We start from the raw sequence: 18,749 nt of genomic DNA, 5'->3' as shown, positions 1-18,749 counted from the left end.
GAGAATAAGAAAATAAATTTAATATTTTCTTTTAATCTCTTAGTAAAATAATTACAAATTTATTTAATTTTTATCTTATGGAAAACTTTTTTACCCTTTTTAACTATTAAAGATCCATCAGTAAAATCATCAAGAGTTAAAACTTGTGCAAAGTCTTTTACTTTTTCATCATTTACGGATATACCATTTTGTTGAATTAATCTTCTTCCTTCAGAATTAGATTTTATTATTCCAATTTCATTTAATAATTCAACTAGATTTTTTCCGTTTTCAAAATCAGCCTTATCAAATTCGCTAGTAGGCATATTTTCACTGTCAACACCTTGGCTGAATAAAGCTCTTGAAGCTTCTAGAGATTTTTTAGCTTCTTCTTCTCCGTGAACATCCTTAACAATTTCATAAGCTAATCTTTCCTTAGCCTTGTTAAGTTCAGCACCTTCAAGTTTTTCATATTCTCTGATTTCATCCATTTCAAGCATAGTTAATAATTTTAAGAATTTAATAACATCTCTATCATCAACATTTCTTAAGTATTGGAACATTTCGTATGGAGAAGTTTTTTCTGGGTCAAGCCAGATAGCACCTTTTTCAGTTTTACCCATTTTAATTCCAGCAGCAGTTGTTAGAAGTTTAAAAGTCATTGAGTAAACCTTGTCTTGCTCTAGTTTTCTAACAAGTTCATAACCACCTAGCATATTTGACCATTGGTCAGATCCACCTAATTGTAATTTACATCCGTGCTTTCTATATAAGTGTAGGAAGTCATATGATTGAAGTAGCATATAGGTAAATTCAAAGAAAGTTAAACCTTGATCCATCCTGTTTTTATAGCAATCAAATTGAAGCATCCTATTTACACTGAAATGAACTCCGATTTCTCTCATAAAGTTGATAAGATTAAAATCTAAAATCCAATCTGCATTGTTTTCAAAAATTGCTTTTCCATCAGAAAAATCTAATAATTTAGACAATTGATTTTTAAAACAGTCTGCATTGTGGTCAATCATTTCTTTTGTCATAACTTTTCTCATATCAGATTTACCAGATGGGTCACCAATCATAGTTGTTCCACCGCCAAGTAGGGCGATAGGTCTGTGACCAGCCTTTTGCATATGTTGCATTACTCTGATTTGTAAGAAGTGACCAAGAGTTAGAGAATCAGCAGTGGCATCAAAGCCAATATAAAAAGTTATCTTATCATTATTTAATAATTCCCTAAGCTCATCTTCATAAGTTGCCTGGTCTATAAAACCTCTTTCTTCCAAAACATCAAAAACTTTCATTTTTCCCTCCAAAATAAAAAATAGCTATAACAATTGAAAGGGCGCGTTCGCGGTACCACCTTTCTTTGCCATAGCCTCGTTTCTGTTTAGACACAGTCGTCTTGAAATTCAAGTATTGTAATTCGGTAAAAAACCTACTGTATACCATCATTATTTCTATCAAATTATTTAGCTAGATTATATTATAAGAATAATTTTATGTCAAATAAAAAATAATCATGTCTAAATATGTAAAATTAGCTATTGTATAGTATAATTAAAATAAATAGATAATAAGGAAGGATTAAATTGCTAGGAATAGATATAGTAGAAATTTCAAGAATAGAGAATATTTATAATAAATTTTCAGATAAATTCTTAAAAAAGATTTTAAATAATATTGAAATAGAAATATTAAAAAAGAAAAACTATAATATCAATTCTATGGCTGCAATGTTTGCTTGCAAAGAAGCAGTAGCCAAGGCAAATGAAACTGGCATAGGAGATATATCATTTAAAGATATAAAAATTTTTTACAAGGGACAATCTCCCTATGCAAAATTATTTGACCAAGTCTACAAACTTTCTATCAGTCATGATGGTGGTTTTGCAATAGCAGTTGCAATAAAAATAAAAACACCTTCCCATAAATTTAAAAGAGACCAAAACACTCACAAGGGATCTTATGGAAGAGTTGCAATCTTTGCAGGCTCAAAAGGAATGACTGGAGCAGCATATCTTTCAACCACAGCAGCCCTAAGAATGGGAGCAGGTCTTGTATATAATTATGTATCAGAAGATATTTTTGATATCATGTCAATTAAATACATAGAAGCAATAGTAAAAAGCTATGAAGATTTAGATTATGAATTTTTAGAAAAAATCGATGCGGTAGCAATTGGCATGGGTCTAGCTAAAAGTGATCTTGCAAAAGATTTAACTGAAAAAATTTTGAAGTTGGATAAAAATATAGTAATTGATGCTGATGGATTAAATATATTAGCTGAAAATTTAGATCTTTTAAAAGATAGGAAAGAATTTTCAACAATCTTAACGCCACATCCAGCTGAATTTCAAAGGTTGACAGGACTTAGCATAAGTGAAATTGAAGCTAATAAAGAAGAAATTTGTAGAAATTTTGCCAAGGAAAATAAGGTAATTTTACTGTTAAAGGGAAATAAAACCCTTGTAACAGATTCAAAAAAAACATACATAAACAAAACTGGAAATGCTGGCATGGCAACAGCAGGTAGCGGAGATGTCTTATCGGGCATAATAGCAGCCCTACTTGCAAGAGGTCTAGATCCGTACAATGCGGCTTGTGTTGGAGCATATATCCACGGCAAGGCAGGCGATTTTGCCAGCAAAAAAGTTGGAGAAGAATATATGCTTGCAAGGGATATAATAAAATCATTTTCCAGTGTAACAGCAAACATTTATTACGATACTTTAAAAAAAGATGGTATAGGATACTTTAAAAACTGAGGGTGCTTATATGTTAATAAAAAGAGGAGATATATTTTATGCTGATTTGTCTCCAGTAATTGGTTCGGAGCAGGGAGGAGTAAGGCCTGTTGTAATAATACAAAATGATGTAGGCAACAAATATTCCCCAACCATAATAATAGCAGCAATAACATCACAACAAAATAAAACTAGATTACCCACCCATGTCAATGTGGAATCAAAAGATGTCCCCTTACCGAAAAATTCAGTAATCTTGCTCGAGCAGATAAGAACCATAGATAAAAAGAGACTGAGGGAAAAAATAGGGCATTTCGACAATGGTGTTATTTCAGAAATAAATAGGGCTTTAAAAATCAGTTTAAATATAAAATAAAATACATATTAAAAAATTTAATACATACATAATAAAATGGCTCTTTTATACCAGGAGCCATTTTTATATGAAAAAGAGACATATTCATAGTATAATTAAATCAAATATTGTTATTTATAAGGAGATTTTATGTATACAAAAAATAAAAATAAAGTATTTTTAATTCTTATTCTAATCTCAATCATATTTTCGACCTACTTTGCTTATCAGAGATCTAAAATAGAAAAAGATTATAAGAATTATGAAATTTTAGCAGACTATAATATTTTTTCAAAACTTTCTGACACTCAAAATATGGACAACAAAGAATACTTTGAAAGTTTAAATAAAAATGGAGTAAGTACAGTTTCTTTTAACGAACTAACAATTGCAGGACTAAGAGAATCTCTTGATCACAATGTTTCTACTAAGATGCAGGGAAAAGATTTACTAGTTGAGGGAGATAAAAAAGACTTAGACTTAATAGTAAAGGGACTGGAAACTCTAAAAGACAAAAGAAATATTGAAAGACTTTCAGAAAATGAAATAAAAATAGAAGGTAAAAAATCAGATCTAGTTACATATGATGCTGATGGATATGACATATATAAAAATAAATTAGGACAAAGTCCTGATAAACATTCAATACTTGAATATATAGGACTTGGATTTGAAGAAGATGCGATCAATCAAATAAAAACAATAGATGGAATTAGTGTAAACCTTAGACCAATTTTAAATCCTGATGTTCAAGACACAAGACTTTGCATGGAAAGATTTATTGATTCAGTAAAAAGATTAAATCCAGAACAAAACTATGTAATTTTTTCAGGAAAGAATTTCTTTAAAAATACAGAAAATGACGACCAAATAGAAAATGATTTTGCTAAATTTTTAACAGAAAATAATATAGGACTTGGTTTAGTCGAAACTGCAAATCAAAGGGGAAATTTAGGCCTTGATGGAGCAGAAGCAAGCCTTAAAAATCCAGATATAAAAAAAATAAGAGCTTTTACAACTTGGGATTATTTGGCATCACAATATGACTATGAAATTCCTTTTCATAATGATGGACAAGAGCTCACAAATGTTTATTATAGGGCCATATCAGAAAGAAATATCTCTGTGATATTTTTATCACCATTTATAAAAAATGACAGATTAATATCAGAACCAGAAAAGTATGGACAAGTTTTACAGGGCTTAAATGAAAGAGTAGAAAAGAAAGGCTACCAATTAAAAGATGCTAAGACAATGGGATCTTGGCAAGAAAATAGTTTTTTAAAAATCCCAGTAGCATTAGGCTCACTTGCAGCAAGTCTACTTCTTCTAGAAATACTATTTAATCTGCCAAGTCTTTTATCACTTGCAATATTTGTCCTTGGAGCTTTACTAAGCATAATGTTTTTTGGACTTGGAAAACAAGAAAGTCTTGGAAATATATTATTTAATTTAAACTCTATAATAGTTTTTCCACTTTTATCAATATGTTATATATTAGAAAACTACAAAGAAATTTTATCAAATAAAAAATCTACAAAATTAAATAAAATCCTTTATCATGGAGGGTTAATCCTAGTGATTTCAATCTTAATAACAATGATAGGGGCCTTGCATGAAATTGCCTTTATGAGTGGAACTAATTATCTCTTAGAAATAGATACCTTTAGGGGAGTAAAAATTTCTCAACTATTGCCACTTGCCCTATCAATTATTATCTTTGCTGCCTATATTGGATTTTCAGGAGATATCCATCAAGATATCAGTTTAAAGCCAAGAGAAATAAGAGATTTGATGACAAAAAATGTTAAAATTTGGCAGGCTGCTTTTGGATTATTATTCCTTGCAATTCTAGCAATATTTATTGTAAGGGGCGGAAATACCAATGCAAAAGTTCCAAAATTTGAGTTATTTTTAAGAAATTTAATGGAACAAAATTTAGTAGCTAGACCAAGAACAAAATCAATTTTAGCAGGATATCCTGCAATAATTCTTTTAACATATATTGCCTATACAAAAAGAGGACAATTTATAGCAGCAATATTAACCCTATTTGCAACAATAGGAATGACAGATATTGTAAATACATTCTCACATATTAGAACTCCACTTTATATATCATTTATGAGAGTTCTAGTTGAAATTGTTGTTGCACTTTTAATAAGCTTGCTGATATTAATAATTGCAGAACTTATTAGAAAGGGGTACAAGAAACATATTGAATAAGAGAATACTAGTATCTGGATATTATGGCTACAACAATATTGGAGATGAAGCCATACTAAAGGGTTTAGTAGATGGAATATCACAAGTTTCTGATGCAGAGCTTGTGATATTATCAAAAAACCCAGACTTTACCCAAAAAAAATATAAGGTGGACAGCGTAGATAGGTCTAATATATTTGTGATTATTAAAGAAACTATAAAATCAGACATGGTCCTTCTAGGAGGAGGATCACTCCTTCAAGATATAACAAGCAAAAAATCAATCATATATTACTTAACGATTTTACTTATAGCCTTGTTCTTTAGGAAAAAAACATTTTTATATTCACAAGGCATAGGACCAGTCAGATTAAAAAGAAATAGGTTTTTAACCAAACATATCTTATCAAAAGTAGATTTCATAAATGTAAGAGATAACCAATCAAACAGGGAATTAAAAGAATTAGGAATAAAAAAAGACGTCCTAGTTACAACTGATACTGTATTTGGAATAAAAGATGTCGACAGCCAAAGAGGAAAAGAAATTTTAGAAAATTTAAAACTAAAAAAAGGTAAGAAAAACATCTGCTTTATAGTGATAAATTGGAAAAAATACGGCGATCAGACAATAGAAGAAATTTCTCAATCAATATCTCAAATTTTTGAAAAAAGAGACGATGTAAATATAATTTTGGTGCCCTTTTTCTACCACCTAGACTTAGATATAGAGAAGAAAATATTTAATAATTTAAAAGATAAATATGAAGACCTATATATTTTAGAAGAATATCTGCATGTCCTAGATTATTTATCAGTTATTGAAAACATGGATATAGTTGTATCAATGAGGCTACACGGTTTGATTTTTGCAACTTTGATGGGAGCCTACCCAATCGGCATCAGCTATGATCCAAAGATTGATGGATTTATGAAAGAACTTGACAGAGTTCAAAGACACTATATAGAAGACTTTGATGCAGAATCTTTAACAGGTGAAATTTTGGAATCTTTAGATAATTTAGAGGAATTAAAAAAAGATACCAAGTCCCACCTAGATAAGTTTTATAAATTAACAGAGCTTCATAACCAAGCTGTGGTAAAAGTGCTTGAAGGATAAGGAGAGTAAATATGGAAGATAAAAATTATTATGCCGAACAATTAAATTCTCAAATGTTATTTCAAGTTTATGACACAAAAATCTCAAGAATAGATCAGTATCTAGAAGAAGAAATCAATAGGGTAAAAAAAGATTTAAAAGCAGAAGATAAATTACTAGAAGTTGGCTGTGGATATGGAAGAATTTTAAAAAAACTAGCAGGGAGTGCAGGATTTGTAAAGGGAATTGATATATCAAAAGACTCAATAAATTTTGCAAAAGATTATTTAAAAGACTATAAAAATGTTGAATTAGAAGTGGCAGATTTTCATACAATGAAAAACGATAAAAAATTTGATGTAATAATTCTACTTCAAAATGCTCTTTCAGCTATCAAAGGAGATCCTAAAGAAACCATTGCTAAGTCCCTTAGTATGTTAAAAGATTCTGGCAAACTCTACATAAGCACATATTCAAAAAATTTTTGGGACCAAAGAATAGAATGGTTTGAAGAACAAGCAGATAAAAAACTTCTTGGACAAATAGATTATGACAAAACAAAAGATGGGGTAATAATTTGTAAGGATGGCTTTAAAGCGATAACCTTTACAGAAGAAGACTTCGAAAAACTAGCAAAAGCTACAGGCTATAAATACAGTATAGAAGAAGTTGATGGATCCAGTTTATTCTTAATAATAAAAAAAGAAAAAGCTAATCAATAAGTAGAAGGCAAAATAGTTAAGAGGTGAAAGATTGGATAAGGTCAATATTTTTGGAGTAGATATATTAAATATAAGCTTTAAAGAAGCAGTCGAGATGGTAAAAAAACTTCTAAAAGAAGACAAGCCACACTATATAATAACTCCAAATACAGAAATAGTTTATGATGCCAAGAACAACAAAGAAATGGCAGAGATAATAAATAAAGCAGACATGACAATAGCAGATGGGATAGGTCTAGTTTATGCATCAAAGATAAGAAAAAAACCATTAAAAGAAAGAGTAACAGGTTATGATTTATCTATGGAACTTTTAAACATTTGCGAAGAAGAAGGCTACAGCCTATACCTTCTTGGAACAAAAGAAGAAATCGTAAAAAAAGCTTATGATAGAATAAAAGAAGAAAGACCAAAAATCAACCTAGTAGGTTACCACAATGGATTTTTCAAAGGAGCCCATCTTGGCTATGAAAACCATGAAGAAGAAAATGAAATTATAGAAGAGATAAATAGGCTAAAAGCTGATATAATTTTTTTAGGACTAGGCTATCCAAAACAAGAAATTTGGATAAACTCAAACATAAATAAATTAAATACAAGATTAGTAATAGGAAATGGCGGAGTTATTGATGTTATAGCAGGCGATGTAAAAAGAGCGCCTGATATATTTATAAAACTAAACCTTGAATGGTTTTATAGATTGATAACAAACCCATCAAGAATAAAAAGACAGCTAGCAATTCCAAAATTTTTATTTTCAGTAATAAAAGATAAAGATTCAGTTAAATAGGGGTGGATGAATTGAATATTGAACAAAAAAGTATCGATACAATAAGAATGCTCTCAGTAGACCAAGTCCAAGCAGCTAACTCTGGGCATCCAGGACTTCCATTAGGAGCGGCACCAATGGCTTATGCACTTTGGAAACAAATGAAAAAAAATCCAGAAGAAGCAAATTGGTTCAATAGGGATAGATTTATACTATCAGCTGGACATGGATCAGCTTTATTATATTCCCTACTTCACTTATATGGCTATGGACTTACAATAGAAGATTTAAAAAACTTTAGACAAGTTGGATCTTTAACACCAGGCCATCCAGAATATGGACACACACTTGGAGTAGATGCAACAACTGGTCCACTAGGTCAAGGAATTTCAATGGCAGTTGGTATGGCAATGGCAGAAAGTCATCTAGCAGATAAATACAATAAAGATGATTTAAAAATAATTGACCACTACACTTATGTTATTTGTGGAGATGGAGACTTGATGGAAGGAATATCAAACGAAGCTTCATCACTAGCTGGAACATTAAAACTTGGAAAACTAATAGTGCTTTACGATTCAAACAATATAACAATAGAAGGTTCAACAGATCTTGCTTTTACGGAAAGCGTAAGAGGAAGATACGATGCACTAAATTGGCACACAGAATACGTTGAAGATGGAAATGATATTTCAGAAATCCAAGCAGCAATTGAAAGAGCAAAAGAAGAAAAAGATAGACCATCTCTAATTGAAATAAAAACAGAAATTGGATTTGGATCACCAAGAGTAGGAAAATCAAAAGCACACGGCGAACCACTTGGCGATGATATGCAAGCAACAAGAGAATATTATTCTTGGGGCAAAGAATTTGAAGTAGCAGACGATGTATATGAACACTTCAAACAAATAAATATAGACAATAAATTTGAATATGAAAAAGACAAAAGAATAGAAGAAGTCTATAAAAATAAATACAAAGAAGACTACAAAAAACTAACAGACTCTTTCAAACAAGAATATGATCTTTCAATCCTAGACCAAGGAGACTTCTATGAATTTGAAAAAGACATGGCATCTAGAGCAGCATCAGGCGAAGCACTAAACAGAACTGCAGAAAAATTTGATCTATTCTTTGGAGGAAGTGCAGACCTTGCTCCATCAAACAAATCAGCAATAAAAAATTCTGATAACTTCTCAGCAAGCAATAGATCTGGCAAAAATATAAACTTCGGAGTAAGAGAACATGCAATGGGAGCAATAGCAAACGGAATAAACTTGCACGGAGGACTTAAATCATACGGAGCAACATTCCTAGTATTTTCAGACTATTTAAAAGCAGCAGTTAGACTATCAGCCCTACAAGAACTACCAACAATCTATATCCTAACTCACGATTCTATTGGAGTTGGAGAAGATGGACCAACTCACCAACCAATAGAACAATTAGCAATGCTAAGATCAATACCAAACAATATAGTTCTTAGACCAGCAGACCCAAGAGAAACAGCAGTAGCTTGGTCAGTAGCAATGAAATCTAAAAAGACACCAGTTTGCTTAATACTATCAAGACAAAATCTTCCAAGACTTGAAAACTCATCAAGACAAGCAGAAAAAGGAGCCTATATAATTAAAAAAGAAAAAGAAAAATTAAATAAAATAATTATAGCAACAGGTTCAGAAGTAAAACTTGCCTTAGATGCAGCAGAAGGAAAAGATGATGTAAGAGTTGTATCAATGCCATCAATGGAAATATTTGAACAAGAAGCAGATTCCTACAAAGAAGAAATCCTTCCACTAGAATGTCAAAAAAGATTAGTAGTAGAAGCAGCAAGTCCATTCGGCTGGGGAAGATATGCAGGCCTAAAAGGAAAAATAATAGGCATGAATAGCTTCGGAGCATCAGGTAAGGGAAGCGAAGTATACAAACACTTTGGCATAACAGTAGAAAAAGTAAAAGAAGAATTAGAAAACTTATAAAATAAAAAAACAAATAAGTAAAACAAAATCTATGCAGGCAGCGGTCTGTATAGATTTTTTTATTACCCACTACTCATAAATTAAAAATTATAGTATGATTAAATAATAAGAATTGATAAATAAATTTAAAAATATAAATCGAAAAAATTTTATCTATAAACTATAATCAAGCTAGGAGGTAGCAAAATGATATTAGTAGTAGATTTTGGTGGACAGTACAACCAACTAATCGCAAGAAGAGTTAGAGACCTAAACGTTTATTGTGAAGTAGTTCCATACCAAAAAGCACTAGCAAAAGCAAAAGAAATAAATCCAAAGGGAATAATCTTTACAGGTGGACCAAACTCAGTATATGAAGAAAATGCTCCAAAAATTGAAAAAGAAATATTTGAACTAGGAATTCCAGTTTTAGGACTTTGCTATGGCATGCAATTGATGGCAGCAAGTCTAGGAGCGGAAGTAAAAAAATCAGACCAAAGAGAATTTGGAAAAACAAACTTTACAAGAGAAGAATCGAGCCTATTTAAAAATATAGCTGAAAATTCAACAGTTTGGATGAGCCACATCGATAAAGTAGAAAGCCTACCTCAAGGCTTTGAAAAAATTGGATACACAGACAATTGCCCAATAGCTGCAATGCAAAACAAAGAAAAAAATCTTTACGCCCTACAATTCCACCCAGAAGTAAACCACTCTGAATATGGAAAAGAAATGCTAAAAAACTTTGTCTTTGAAATTTGCAAACAAGAAGCAGATTGGACAATGAAAAACTACGCACAAACAGCGATAAAAGAAATACAAGAAAAAGTCCAAGATGGAAAAGTTCTACTAGCCCTATCAGGAGGAGTAGACTCATCAGTAGTAGCAAAATTAATCTCAAAAGCAATAGGCAAAAACCTAACCTGCATATTCGTTGACCACGGACTAATGAGAAAAAATGAAGGCGACGAAGTAGAAGCAGCTTTTAAAGACAGCGGAATGAACTTTATAAGAGTAGATGCAGAAAAAAGATTTTTAGAAAAACTTGAAAATGTAACAGACCCAGAAAGAAAAAGAAAAATAATCGGAGAAGAATTTATCAGAGTCTTTGAAGAAGAAGCAAAAAAAATAAAATCAGTTGATTACCTAGCACAAGGAACAATATACCCAGACATAATCGAATCAGGACTAGGAGATTCAGCAGTAATAAAATCACACCACAACGTAGGCGGACTACCAGACTATGTAGACTTCAAAGAAATAATAGAACCACTTAGAATGTTATTTAAAGATGAAGTAAGACAACTAGGAAGAGAACTAGGACTAGCCGACTATCTAGTAGATCGTCAACCATTCCCAGGACCAGGACTTGCAATAAGAGTAATGGGAGAAATAACAAAAGAAAAACTAGACATACTAAGAGATGCAGACTATATCTTTAGAGAAGAAATAGCAAAAGCAGGAATAGATAAAGACATCAACCAATACTTCGCAGTTTTAACCAACAATAGAACAGTCGGAGTAATGGGAGATTTTAGAACCTATGACTACACACTAGGATTAAGAGCAGTAAAAACAACAGACTTTATGACAGCAGATTGGGCGAGAATACCATACGAAGTCCTAGACAAAGCATCAACAAGAATAGTAAACGAAGTAGACCATATAAATAGAATAGTCTACGATATAACATCAAAACCACCAGCAACAATAGAATGGGAATAAAAGTAATATAAACTTATAAGACCTTAGTTAACACTAGGGTCTTTTTTTGTAAGAAATTAAAAAAGATCAATGAAAGCTACATTGATTAAGTTATAAAAAATATTTTAAAATATGATATGATTATCATTAAATAAATGCTAACAAGTTTATAATAATTATTTTTTAAATAGATCATGTTTTAGTAAAATACATAGGAGGAATAATGATAAGATTAATAAATGTGATAATAGAAAAGTACAAACCTATAGAAAAGCCACAGTCATTCGCAGTTGAAGATGATGTAACGGTCTTAGTCGGAATGAATGAATCTGGAAAAACATCTATTTTAGAGGCTTTAGCAAAAAGTAATTATTTTGAAAATGATGAAAACTTCAAATATAGTCTTAATTATGATTACCCTAGACGACAAAAAAAGAGAGTAGATAAGAGTGGTGAAAATCCTGTAGCTGTAGAATTAACTTATGAAATAGATCCTGAATTAGTAAATTTGATTACGGACGATATAGGATTAGCTCCTTCAGGAAATACTTTCTCTATAACCTTTAAATATAATAATACTAGAGCATGGGTTATTTCTTGGTTTAATACTTCTGAATTTATGAAGAAAAAAGTAAACTCTCTAAAGTTTGTAAATAAAGAACTTACTGATAAACTTAAAAAGGTATCAAGTAAAGACCAATTTAAAAACATTGTAGACGAGATTGATACTGGTGAATTAGACCCAGATGATATTCAAAAGATTAACAAGTTGAAAAAATATTTTATTAATTCAGAATCATGGAATGATAGTCCTATTGACCATTATGTAGTTAATACTTATCTGATAGATAGATTACCAAAGTTTATGTATTATGATGATTATTATGCCTTACCATCAGAGATTTCATTAACAAAGATAGATGATGATTTATCGAAGTCGAATGTTAAAACGGCAAAAGCCTTACTAGAACTTGCAGATATTGATGTAGAAAAGGTCAGAGATTCAAATGATTTTGAAGAATTTATTGCAGAGTTAGAAGCAACAGAAGCAATAATATCAGATGAACTTTTTGAATACTGGAAAACAAATAAAAATTTAAATATCCAATTTAGAATCAATAAGGTAGAAGAAAAAAGTTCCTACAGTTCAAATATAATAGATAGAGTGTTAAATATAAGAGTAAGAAATAAAAGAACAGGAGTATCTTTACCATTAGAAAATCGAAGCAGAGGATTTAATTGGTTCTTTTCATTCCTTGTTTGGTTTAAGAAAATACAAGAGGACAGAAATAATACTTATATACTTTTATTAGATGAACCTGGTTTAAATTTACATGCAAAAGCTCAAAATGATTTGTTGAAATTTATTTCAGATTTATCAAAGGACTATCAAATTATATATACTACACATTCACCATTCATGATAGATACAAATAGTTTAAATAAAGTAAGGACTGTTTATGAAACACAAGATGGTACAGTTATATCTGACTCTGTTCAAGAAAAAGATCCTAATACTTTATTTCCACTACAAGCGGCACTTGGTTATGATTTAGCTCAAAATTTATTCGTTTCAAAGAAAAATTTGTTAGTTGAGGGTATATCCGATTTAATTTACCTATCAATAATATCCAATTTATTGCAAGATAATGACAGAGTAGGATTAGATGCAGATATTACTATCGTTCCAATAGGCGGGGCTGACAAAGTTGCATCCTTTATATCATTATTGAGAGGAAATAAATTGAAAATGGTGTGCTTGCTAGATACTTTTACTAATCAATCTGCTGAAAAAAGATTAAATAATATGGTAACAAAAAAAATAATAAGAGAAAGCAACATTTTATTTTATCATGATATTTTAAATAGTGAATATGCTGATATAGAAGATTTGTTCAAAAAAGAAGACTATATTAATTTATATAATGGGGCATTTGAATCCAATGTAGATATAAATACAGTTGAAAATGGTCCTATTTTAAGTCAGTTAAAGAAATTAAATAAGGGTAGTTTTAATCATTATATGCCAGCGAATTATTTAGCTAAAAATATAAACAACGTGGATATTTCAGAAGAAACATTAGAGAATTTTGAAAACTTATTTAAAACAATCAATAAAATTATAAAATAAACTTTTTCTGGTACTGGGACTGGGACGGGACTAAAAATTTGAAAACGTCCTATAATTAGATGGATTTAGTGATATTAGAAAAAATAGAGTTCAGTATTTTGAATGGTTTGGGATATATCGTACGTTTGGAAAAGAAGAATGGGAATAAAAGAAATAGATTAAAAAGAAGATATGCATGAAAAATTTATCAAAACTCTATCCTATAACTGTTGTCTTAGGGATAATGTTTTTGAATTTTAATTTTTTTAATCAATATCAATCTTTAATAGCAATTGGAAAAATATTAATTGTAATTTCAATAATATTGTTTTTTGTAGAATATTCTTCATCTAATAAATAGAGAAGATAAAGTTAATAAGTTAAATAAATATTTAAATTATAGGATAGGCTACGGCTTATCCTTTTTATTGTCTTAAAATTGATACTTAATCGCTCAACATATAAGTAATTGCCCATATGATATAATTATTTTGTTTAGAAAAATTTTATTTACTTAAAGTAGATTTCAATTGACAGACTTTTATATGGAATCAGCATTAGAGATTTTAGCTTATAAAAATAAAAGGCTAGAGCTTGATTATGAGAAAGTGCTTCCTAAAGTAGTTGAGATCACATAAATTACAGGTAAATATTGAGAATAGATTACAAAGTCTGAAGGAGGTTCACATATATGATAGGAGTAATTGTAAATACGGCGGCAGTCCTGATAGGTGGTGGCATCGGATTATTATTCAAAAAAGGCATTCCAACTAGGATTATTGACTCTGTAATGAAAATTATGGGCGCAGTAGTATTTAGCATGGGCATTAGAGGAATTTTTAAAGGAGAAAATTCACTGGTGCTTCTCGTGTCTATTGTATTGGGCACTATTGTAGGTGAGTTGATCGACATTGATGCAAGAATCACAAAATTGGGTGAGCTGATTGAAACAAAGATTGGCTCGGGAGCAAGTGGATTTACTCAAGGCTTTGTGACAGCGACACTACTATTTTGTGTAGGTGCTATGGCTATTGTCGGATCTATTCAGGCGGGTACAACAGGTGATAACTCTACTCTGTTTGCTAAATCTGTATTGGATGGAGTAAGTGTAGTGATGCTTGCCGCTACCTTAGGCGTAGGTGTACTTGCATCTGCCGCTTGTGTTTTGATCTTAGAGGGAGGAATTGCTCTTTTGGCTGGATTTCTGGCACCGGTGCTTAGTTCTGTTATGATTGCTGAAATGGCTTGTGTCGGCTCACTCATGATTATTGTCCTTGGACTAAACATTATGGACATCACAGACTACAAAGTTGCAAATTGCTTGCCGTCCCTTGTTTTCACACCCTTTATTACAGAACTTTTTTCTATGTCTGGTATTGGATAGGTATTTTAATCCCAGTTTGTAAGCATCTTACAAGCAACAAAAGAGTTGATGATGCGATTTGTGGTATTTAACTGTGTATCGTAAAGAAATGATTGAGAAACTTAACACATTTGCAGGGTGGATCTTAAATTAACTATTTAATGGGGTAAATAATTAATTAAGGGTGATATATATGAACGATAATTTTCAATGGACAGATTTTTATATGGAACTGGCTTCTGAATTATTAAAATACAAGAATAAGAGGACAGAACTTATTAATATTTTAAAAACAATTTATGATGATGCTGGAATTAAATTTCCTTTCAAAGAGAAAGGAGAAGAAGAGTATGTAGATATTTGTCCTTTTACTATTTTTGCTTCTTTTAATAAAGGAATTAAAGAAGCAAATCGTATTGCTCTTCTAGAGCAATTTGCAAAACAATTTTCTATAAAGACATCTGTTCCTAGTGATTTTTATGGTATACCAGTTGTTATGAATTTAAATGCTTGGTTTTTTGCATATAAAGATGATCGTGGAGAGCACGATATAGATAATCTTTGGTTGTTTTTTGAAAAGGCGCTTGAATATTCAAAAAAACCATCTGATAAAAATAAAGATGATTTTATTAATGCTTACGATATTGTAATAAAACAAAAGATGGTTAAATGGAATATAACAATGGGACTTTACTGGATAAGACCATATACTTTTATAAATTTAGATTCTACTAATCGTGCTTTTATTACTGACACGGCTAATATGCCAAGTTATTTTGTAGATATTTTTTCAAATATAGACAAACTTCCTGATGGTAAAAGCTATATTTCAATGTGTGAATCTGCAAAGAATGTATTTAATAAAAAAGATTGTAAGTATAAGAGTTTTCCTGAACTATCTTATGCTGCATGGAAAAATACTTTTCCAAAAGAAAATACTTCATTAGTTGATTCAGATGTAAAAGATGTGGATTATTGGATTTATTCGCCTGGTGATAATGCTTCTATGTGGGAAGAATTCTATAATCTTGGAATAATGGGGATAGGCTGGGATGAAGTGAAGGATTTAAAAAACTTTACTTCAAAAGAAGAAATTAAAGAATGTATGAAAAAAGTATATGATCCAAGCTATTCATATAGAAATGATGCTCATTGTCTGTGGCAATTTGTAAAAGATATGAAAGTTGGGGATATAGTATTTGCTAAGAAGGGAAGGTATAAAATTATTGGCAAAGGAGTAGTAACATCAGATTATTTTTATGATGATAAGAGAAAATCTTACAAACATATTAGAAAAATAAATTGGCAAGATAAAGGAGAATGGGAACACCCAGGACAAGCTGTAATGAAAACACTGACTTGCATTTCTTCATATCCTGATTATGTTAAACAACTACTTGATTTATTTGTTGAAGATATAGGTAAAGAAATTCCTGAACAAAGGGAAATCAAATATCCTATTTATACAAAAGATGACTTTTTGAATGAGGTCTACATGGATGAGGATACATATAATACACTTACAGAATTAATTGAGGTAAAATCAAATATTATTTTGCAAGGACCTCCAGGGGTTGGAAAGACTTTTTCAGCTAAGCGACTTGCTTATTCTATAATGGGAGAAAAAGATACCAGCCGCGTTACACTAGTTCAGTTTCATCAAAGCTATTCTTATGAGGATTTTATTCAAGGATATAGACCTTCAAAAGATGGATTTGAGCTTGTTAATGGAGTTTTTTATAATTTTTGTAAACAAGCTGAAGAGGATAATGAAAGACCATATTTTTTCATTATTGATGAAATAAATCGTGGAAATCTCAGCAAAATACTTGGTGAGATGATGATGCTAATAGAAAAAGATAAGCGTGGAGAAAAAATTAAAATGCTATATTCAAATGAATGGTTTTCTGTGCCAAGTAATTTGCGCATAATCGGTATGATGAATACGGCGGATAGAAGTCTTGCTCTTATGGATTATGCACTTAGGAGAAGATTTGCTTTTTTTGATTTTAAACCGGCATTTTCATCAGAAGGTTTCAAAAATTATTTGCAAGAAAAGAATTCTTCAAAGTTTGATAAATTAATTTCGGTTGTTGAATCTCTTAATGAAGATATTTCAAATGATGAATCTTTAGGTGAAGGATTTAAAATTGGACACAGCTATTTTTGTACGGATAATGAAGTTACAGATGAATGGTTAAGATCAGTTGTTAATTATGAAATTATACCTCTTATCAAAGAGTATTGGTTTGATGAGCCAAGTAAAGTCAAAGACTGGATATTAAATTTGAGGAGTTCAATAAAATGATACGCATACAAAATGTATATTATATGCTATCATACGCATTTCAAGTATTGAATGAACAAGGCTATAGACAAGTCGCAACTGAAGAATTTGAAAATGTTACGGAGTTATGCGCATCTATTTTAATTAAAGGATTGTCATCGCAAATTAAACGCGGTTTAGGAAAAGAATATATAATTCAAACAGAGGCGTTATCTTCTATTAGGGGAAAGATAGATATTTCAAATTCGCTTAAAGAAAACTCTATGTTAAGAAAACAATTAGTTTGTAATTATGATGAATTTTCAGTAAATTCATATATGAATCGAATTATAAAAACTACAATGAATTTTCTCGTTAAGAGCGATATTAACATAGAAATAAAGAAAAAAATTAGAAAATTAAATTACTTTTTTATTGAAGTTGACCCATTAAAACTAGAAAATATAAATTGGAAATTACAATTTAACAAGAATAACCAGACTTATCAGATGTTAATTTCTATATGCCATTTAATTCTTAAAGGGTTATTACAAACAAATTCTGATGGAAGTGTAAAATTATTAGATTTTATTGATGAAAAATATATGAATAGGCTTTATGAAAAATTTATTCTTGAATATTATAGGAAGGAGAACCCAGAGTTAAAAGCTTCTGCATCACAAATTTCTTGGGATATAGACGATGGATATATAGAAATGCTACCTATTATGCAAAGTGATATTATGCTTAAAAAGGAAGAAAAAACTCTTATTATAGATGCAAAATATTATGCAAAAACTACTCAAGAAAGATATGGAGTAAATACTCTGCATTCAAATAATTTGTATCAGATTTATACCTATGTAAAAAACTTTGATAGTGATAAAACTGGAAATGTTTCTGGAATGCTTCTTTATGCAAAGACTGATGAAATGATTTTACCAAACAATGAGTATAAAATGGGCGGGAATCTAATATCTTTAAAGACACTAGATTTAGATTGTGAATTTTCAAAAGTAAAAGAACAATTAGAAACAATAGCGAAATCTTTCTAAAAATATAAAAATAAGTTTAAACATTTAGTAGACCTTAGTTTGATACTAGGGTCTTTTTTATGTAAAATTTTATAAAGCTATTGCAATTTAAGTCTTTTGAATATATATTTTGATTATGATTAGGAGGCTGTTATGAAGGAATTTTGGTCATATGACATAGATTATATATTAAATAAGCTAGAAACTAGCACCCATTATTCAGAATTATATGAAGAATTTTCAAAAGTTTCTGGTAAAGCGATGACTAAAAATTTAAAAGCTTCCATTAGAGCTGTAATAGAAAAGCATTCTTCTGATAGCACGCAATTCAATGGTAAAAAAGATTTATTTTATTCAGTTAATGGATTAGGAAATGGGACATGGGGATTAAGATCGCATAAAATTAAATAAATATTTAAGCAAAAGAAAAACCAGCGCACAAAA

14 protein-coding genes are annotated in these 18,749 nt (G+C 30.4%); 13 read left to right on the top strand and 1 reads right to left on the bottom strand.

Annotated elements, in window-relative coordinates; translation table 11 throughout:
- Nucleotides 1-59 precede the first annotated feature (59 nt).
- Nucleotides 60-1,283, bottom strand: a complete 1,224-nt coding sequence (gene tyrS / locus HGPB_RS02020; protein WP_019132015.1) for a tyrosine--tRNA ligase — start codon at nt 1,281-1,283, stop codon at nt 60-62.
- Between the two features lie 288 nt (nt 1,284-1,571).
- Between tyrS and HGPB_RS02015 the strand changes: the two genes are divergently transcribed.
- From HGPB_RS02015 to HGPB_RS01955, 13 genes are all read left to right on the top strand, one after another.
- Nucleotides 1,572-2,747 carry an NAD(P)H-hydrate dehydratase gene (locus HGPB_RS02015; protein ID WP_019132014.1) on the top strand — a complete coding sequence of 392 codons (1,176 nt, stop codon included), beginning with the start codon at nt 1,572-1,574 and terminating at the stop codon, nt 2,745-2,747.
- A 10-nt stretch (nt 2,748-2,757) separates the two neighbouring features.
- A complete protein-coding gene (locus HGPB_RS02010; protein ID WP_019132013.1) occupies nt 2,758-3,102 on the top strand; it encodes a type II toxin-antitoxin system PemK/MazF family toxin in 345 nt (114 codons plus the stop codon).
- 129 nt (nt 3,103-3,231) lie between these two features.
- Entirely contained in the window at nt 3,232-5,307 is a 2,076-nt protein-coding gene (locus tag HGPB_RS02005) for a DUF5693 family protein (RefSeq protein WP_019132012.1), read from the top strand.
- Complete coding sequence (csaB, locus tag HGPB_RS02000) at nt 5,300-6,403, top strand: polysaccharide pyruvyl transferase CsaB (RefSeq protein WP_019132011.1); 1,104 nt, start codon at nt 5,300-5,302, stop codon at nt 6,401-6,403. Before HGPB_RS02005 ends, csaB begins: the two co-directional genes overlap by 8 nt.
- Nucleotides 6,404-6,414: 11 nt before the next feature.
- Nucleotides 6,415-7,104 (top strand): class I SAM-dependent methyltransferase, encoded by a 690-nt coding sequence (locus HGPB_RS01995; RefSeq protein WP_019132010.1) that lies wholly within the window; start codon nt 6,415-6,417, stop codon nt 7,102-7,104.
- Nucleotides 7,105-7,135: 31 nt separating this feature from the next.
- Nucleotides 7,136-7,891, top strand: coding sequence for a WecB/TagA/CpsF family glycosyltransferase (locus tag HGPB_RS01990; RefSeq protein ID WP_019132009.1), 756 nt, complete (start codon nt 7,136-7,138; stop codon nt 7,889-7,891).
- Between the two features lie 11 nt (nt 7,892-7,902).
- Nucleotides 7,903-9,849 carry a transketolase gene (tkt, locus tag HGPB_RS01985; RefSeq protein WP_019132008.1) on the top strand — a complete coding sequence of 649 codons (1,947 nt, stop codon included), beginning with the start codon at nt 7,903-7,905 and terminating at the stop codon, nt 9,847-9,849.
- A gap of 186 nt (nt 9,850-10,035) precedes the next feature.
- Entirely contained in the window at nt 10,036-11,553 is a 1,518-nt protein-coding gene (gene guaA, locus HGPB_RS01980; protein ID WP_019132007.1) for a glutamine-hydrolyzing GMP synthase, read from the top strand.
- 202 nt (nt 11,554-11,755) lie between these two features.
- Nucleotides 11,756-13,663: an AAA family ATPase gene (locus HGPB_RS01975; protein ID WP_019132006.1), complete on the top strand. Its 1,908-nt coding sequence runs from the start codon at nt 11,756-11,758 to the stop codon at nt 13,661-13,663.
- Between the two features lie 670 nt (nt 13,664-14,333).
- Complete coding sequence (locus HGPB_RS01970; protein ID WP_019132003.1) at nt 14,334-15,026, top strand: DUF554 domain-containing protein; 693 nt, start codon at nt 14,334-14,336, stop codon at nt 15,024-15,026.
- A gap of 172 nt (nt 15,027-15,198) precedes the next feature.
- A complete protein-coding gene (locus tag HGPB_RS01965; protein ID WP_019132002.1) occupies nt 15,199-17,313 on the top strand; it encodes an AAA family ATPase in 2,115 nt (704 codons plus the stop codon).
- On the top strand, nt 17,310-18,326 hold the full coding sequence (gene mcrC / locus HGPB_RS01960) for a 5-methylcytosine-specific restriction endonuclease system specificity protein McrC (RefSeq protein WP_019132001.1): 1,017 nt from the start codon (nt 17,310-17,312) through the stop codon (nt 18,324-18,326). Before HGPB_RS01965 ends, mcrC begins: the two co-directional genes overlap by 4 nt.
- Nucleotides 18,327-18,458: 132 nt before the next feature.
- Complete coding sequence (locus HGPB_RS01955) at nt 18,459-18,716, top strand: hypothetical protein (RefSeq protein ID WP_019132000.1); 258 nt, start codon at nt 18,459-18,461, stop codon at nt 18,714-18,716.
- Nucleotides 18,717-18,749: the final 33 nt, after the last annotated feature.

This window comes from Peptoniphilus obesi ph1, from assembly GCF_000311865.1.
Taxonomy (GTDB): domain Bacteria; phylum Bacillota; class Clostridia; order Tissierellales; family Peptoniphilaceae; genus Peptoniphilus_E; species Peptoniphilus_E obesi.
Note: the sequence above shows the minus strand (reverse complement) of the source record. Positions and strands in the feature narration are given on the sequence as shown.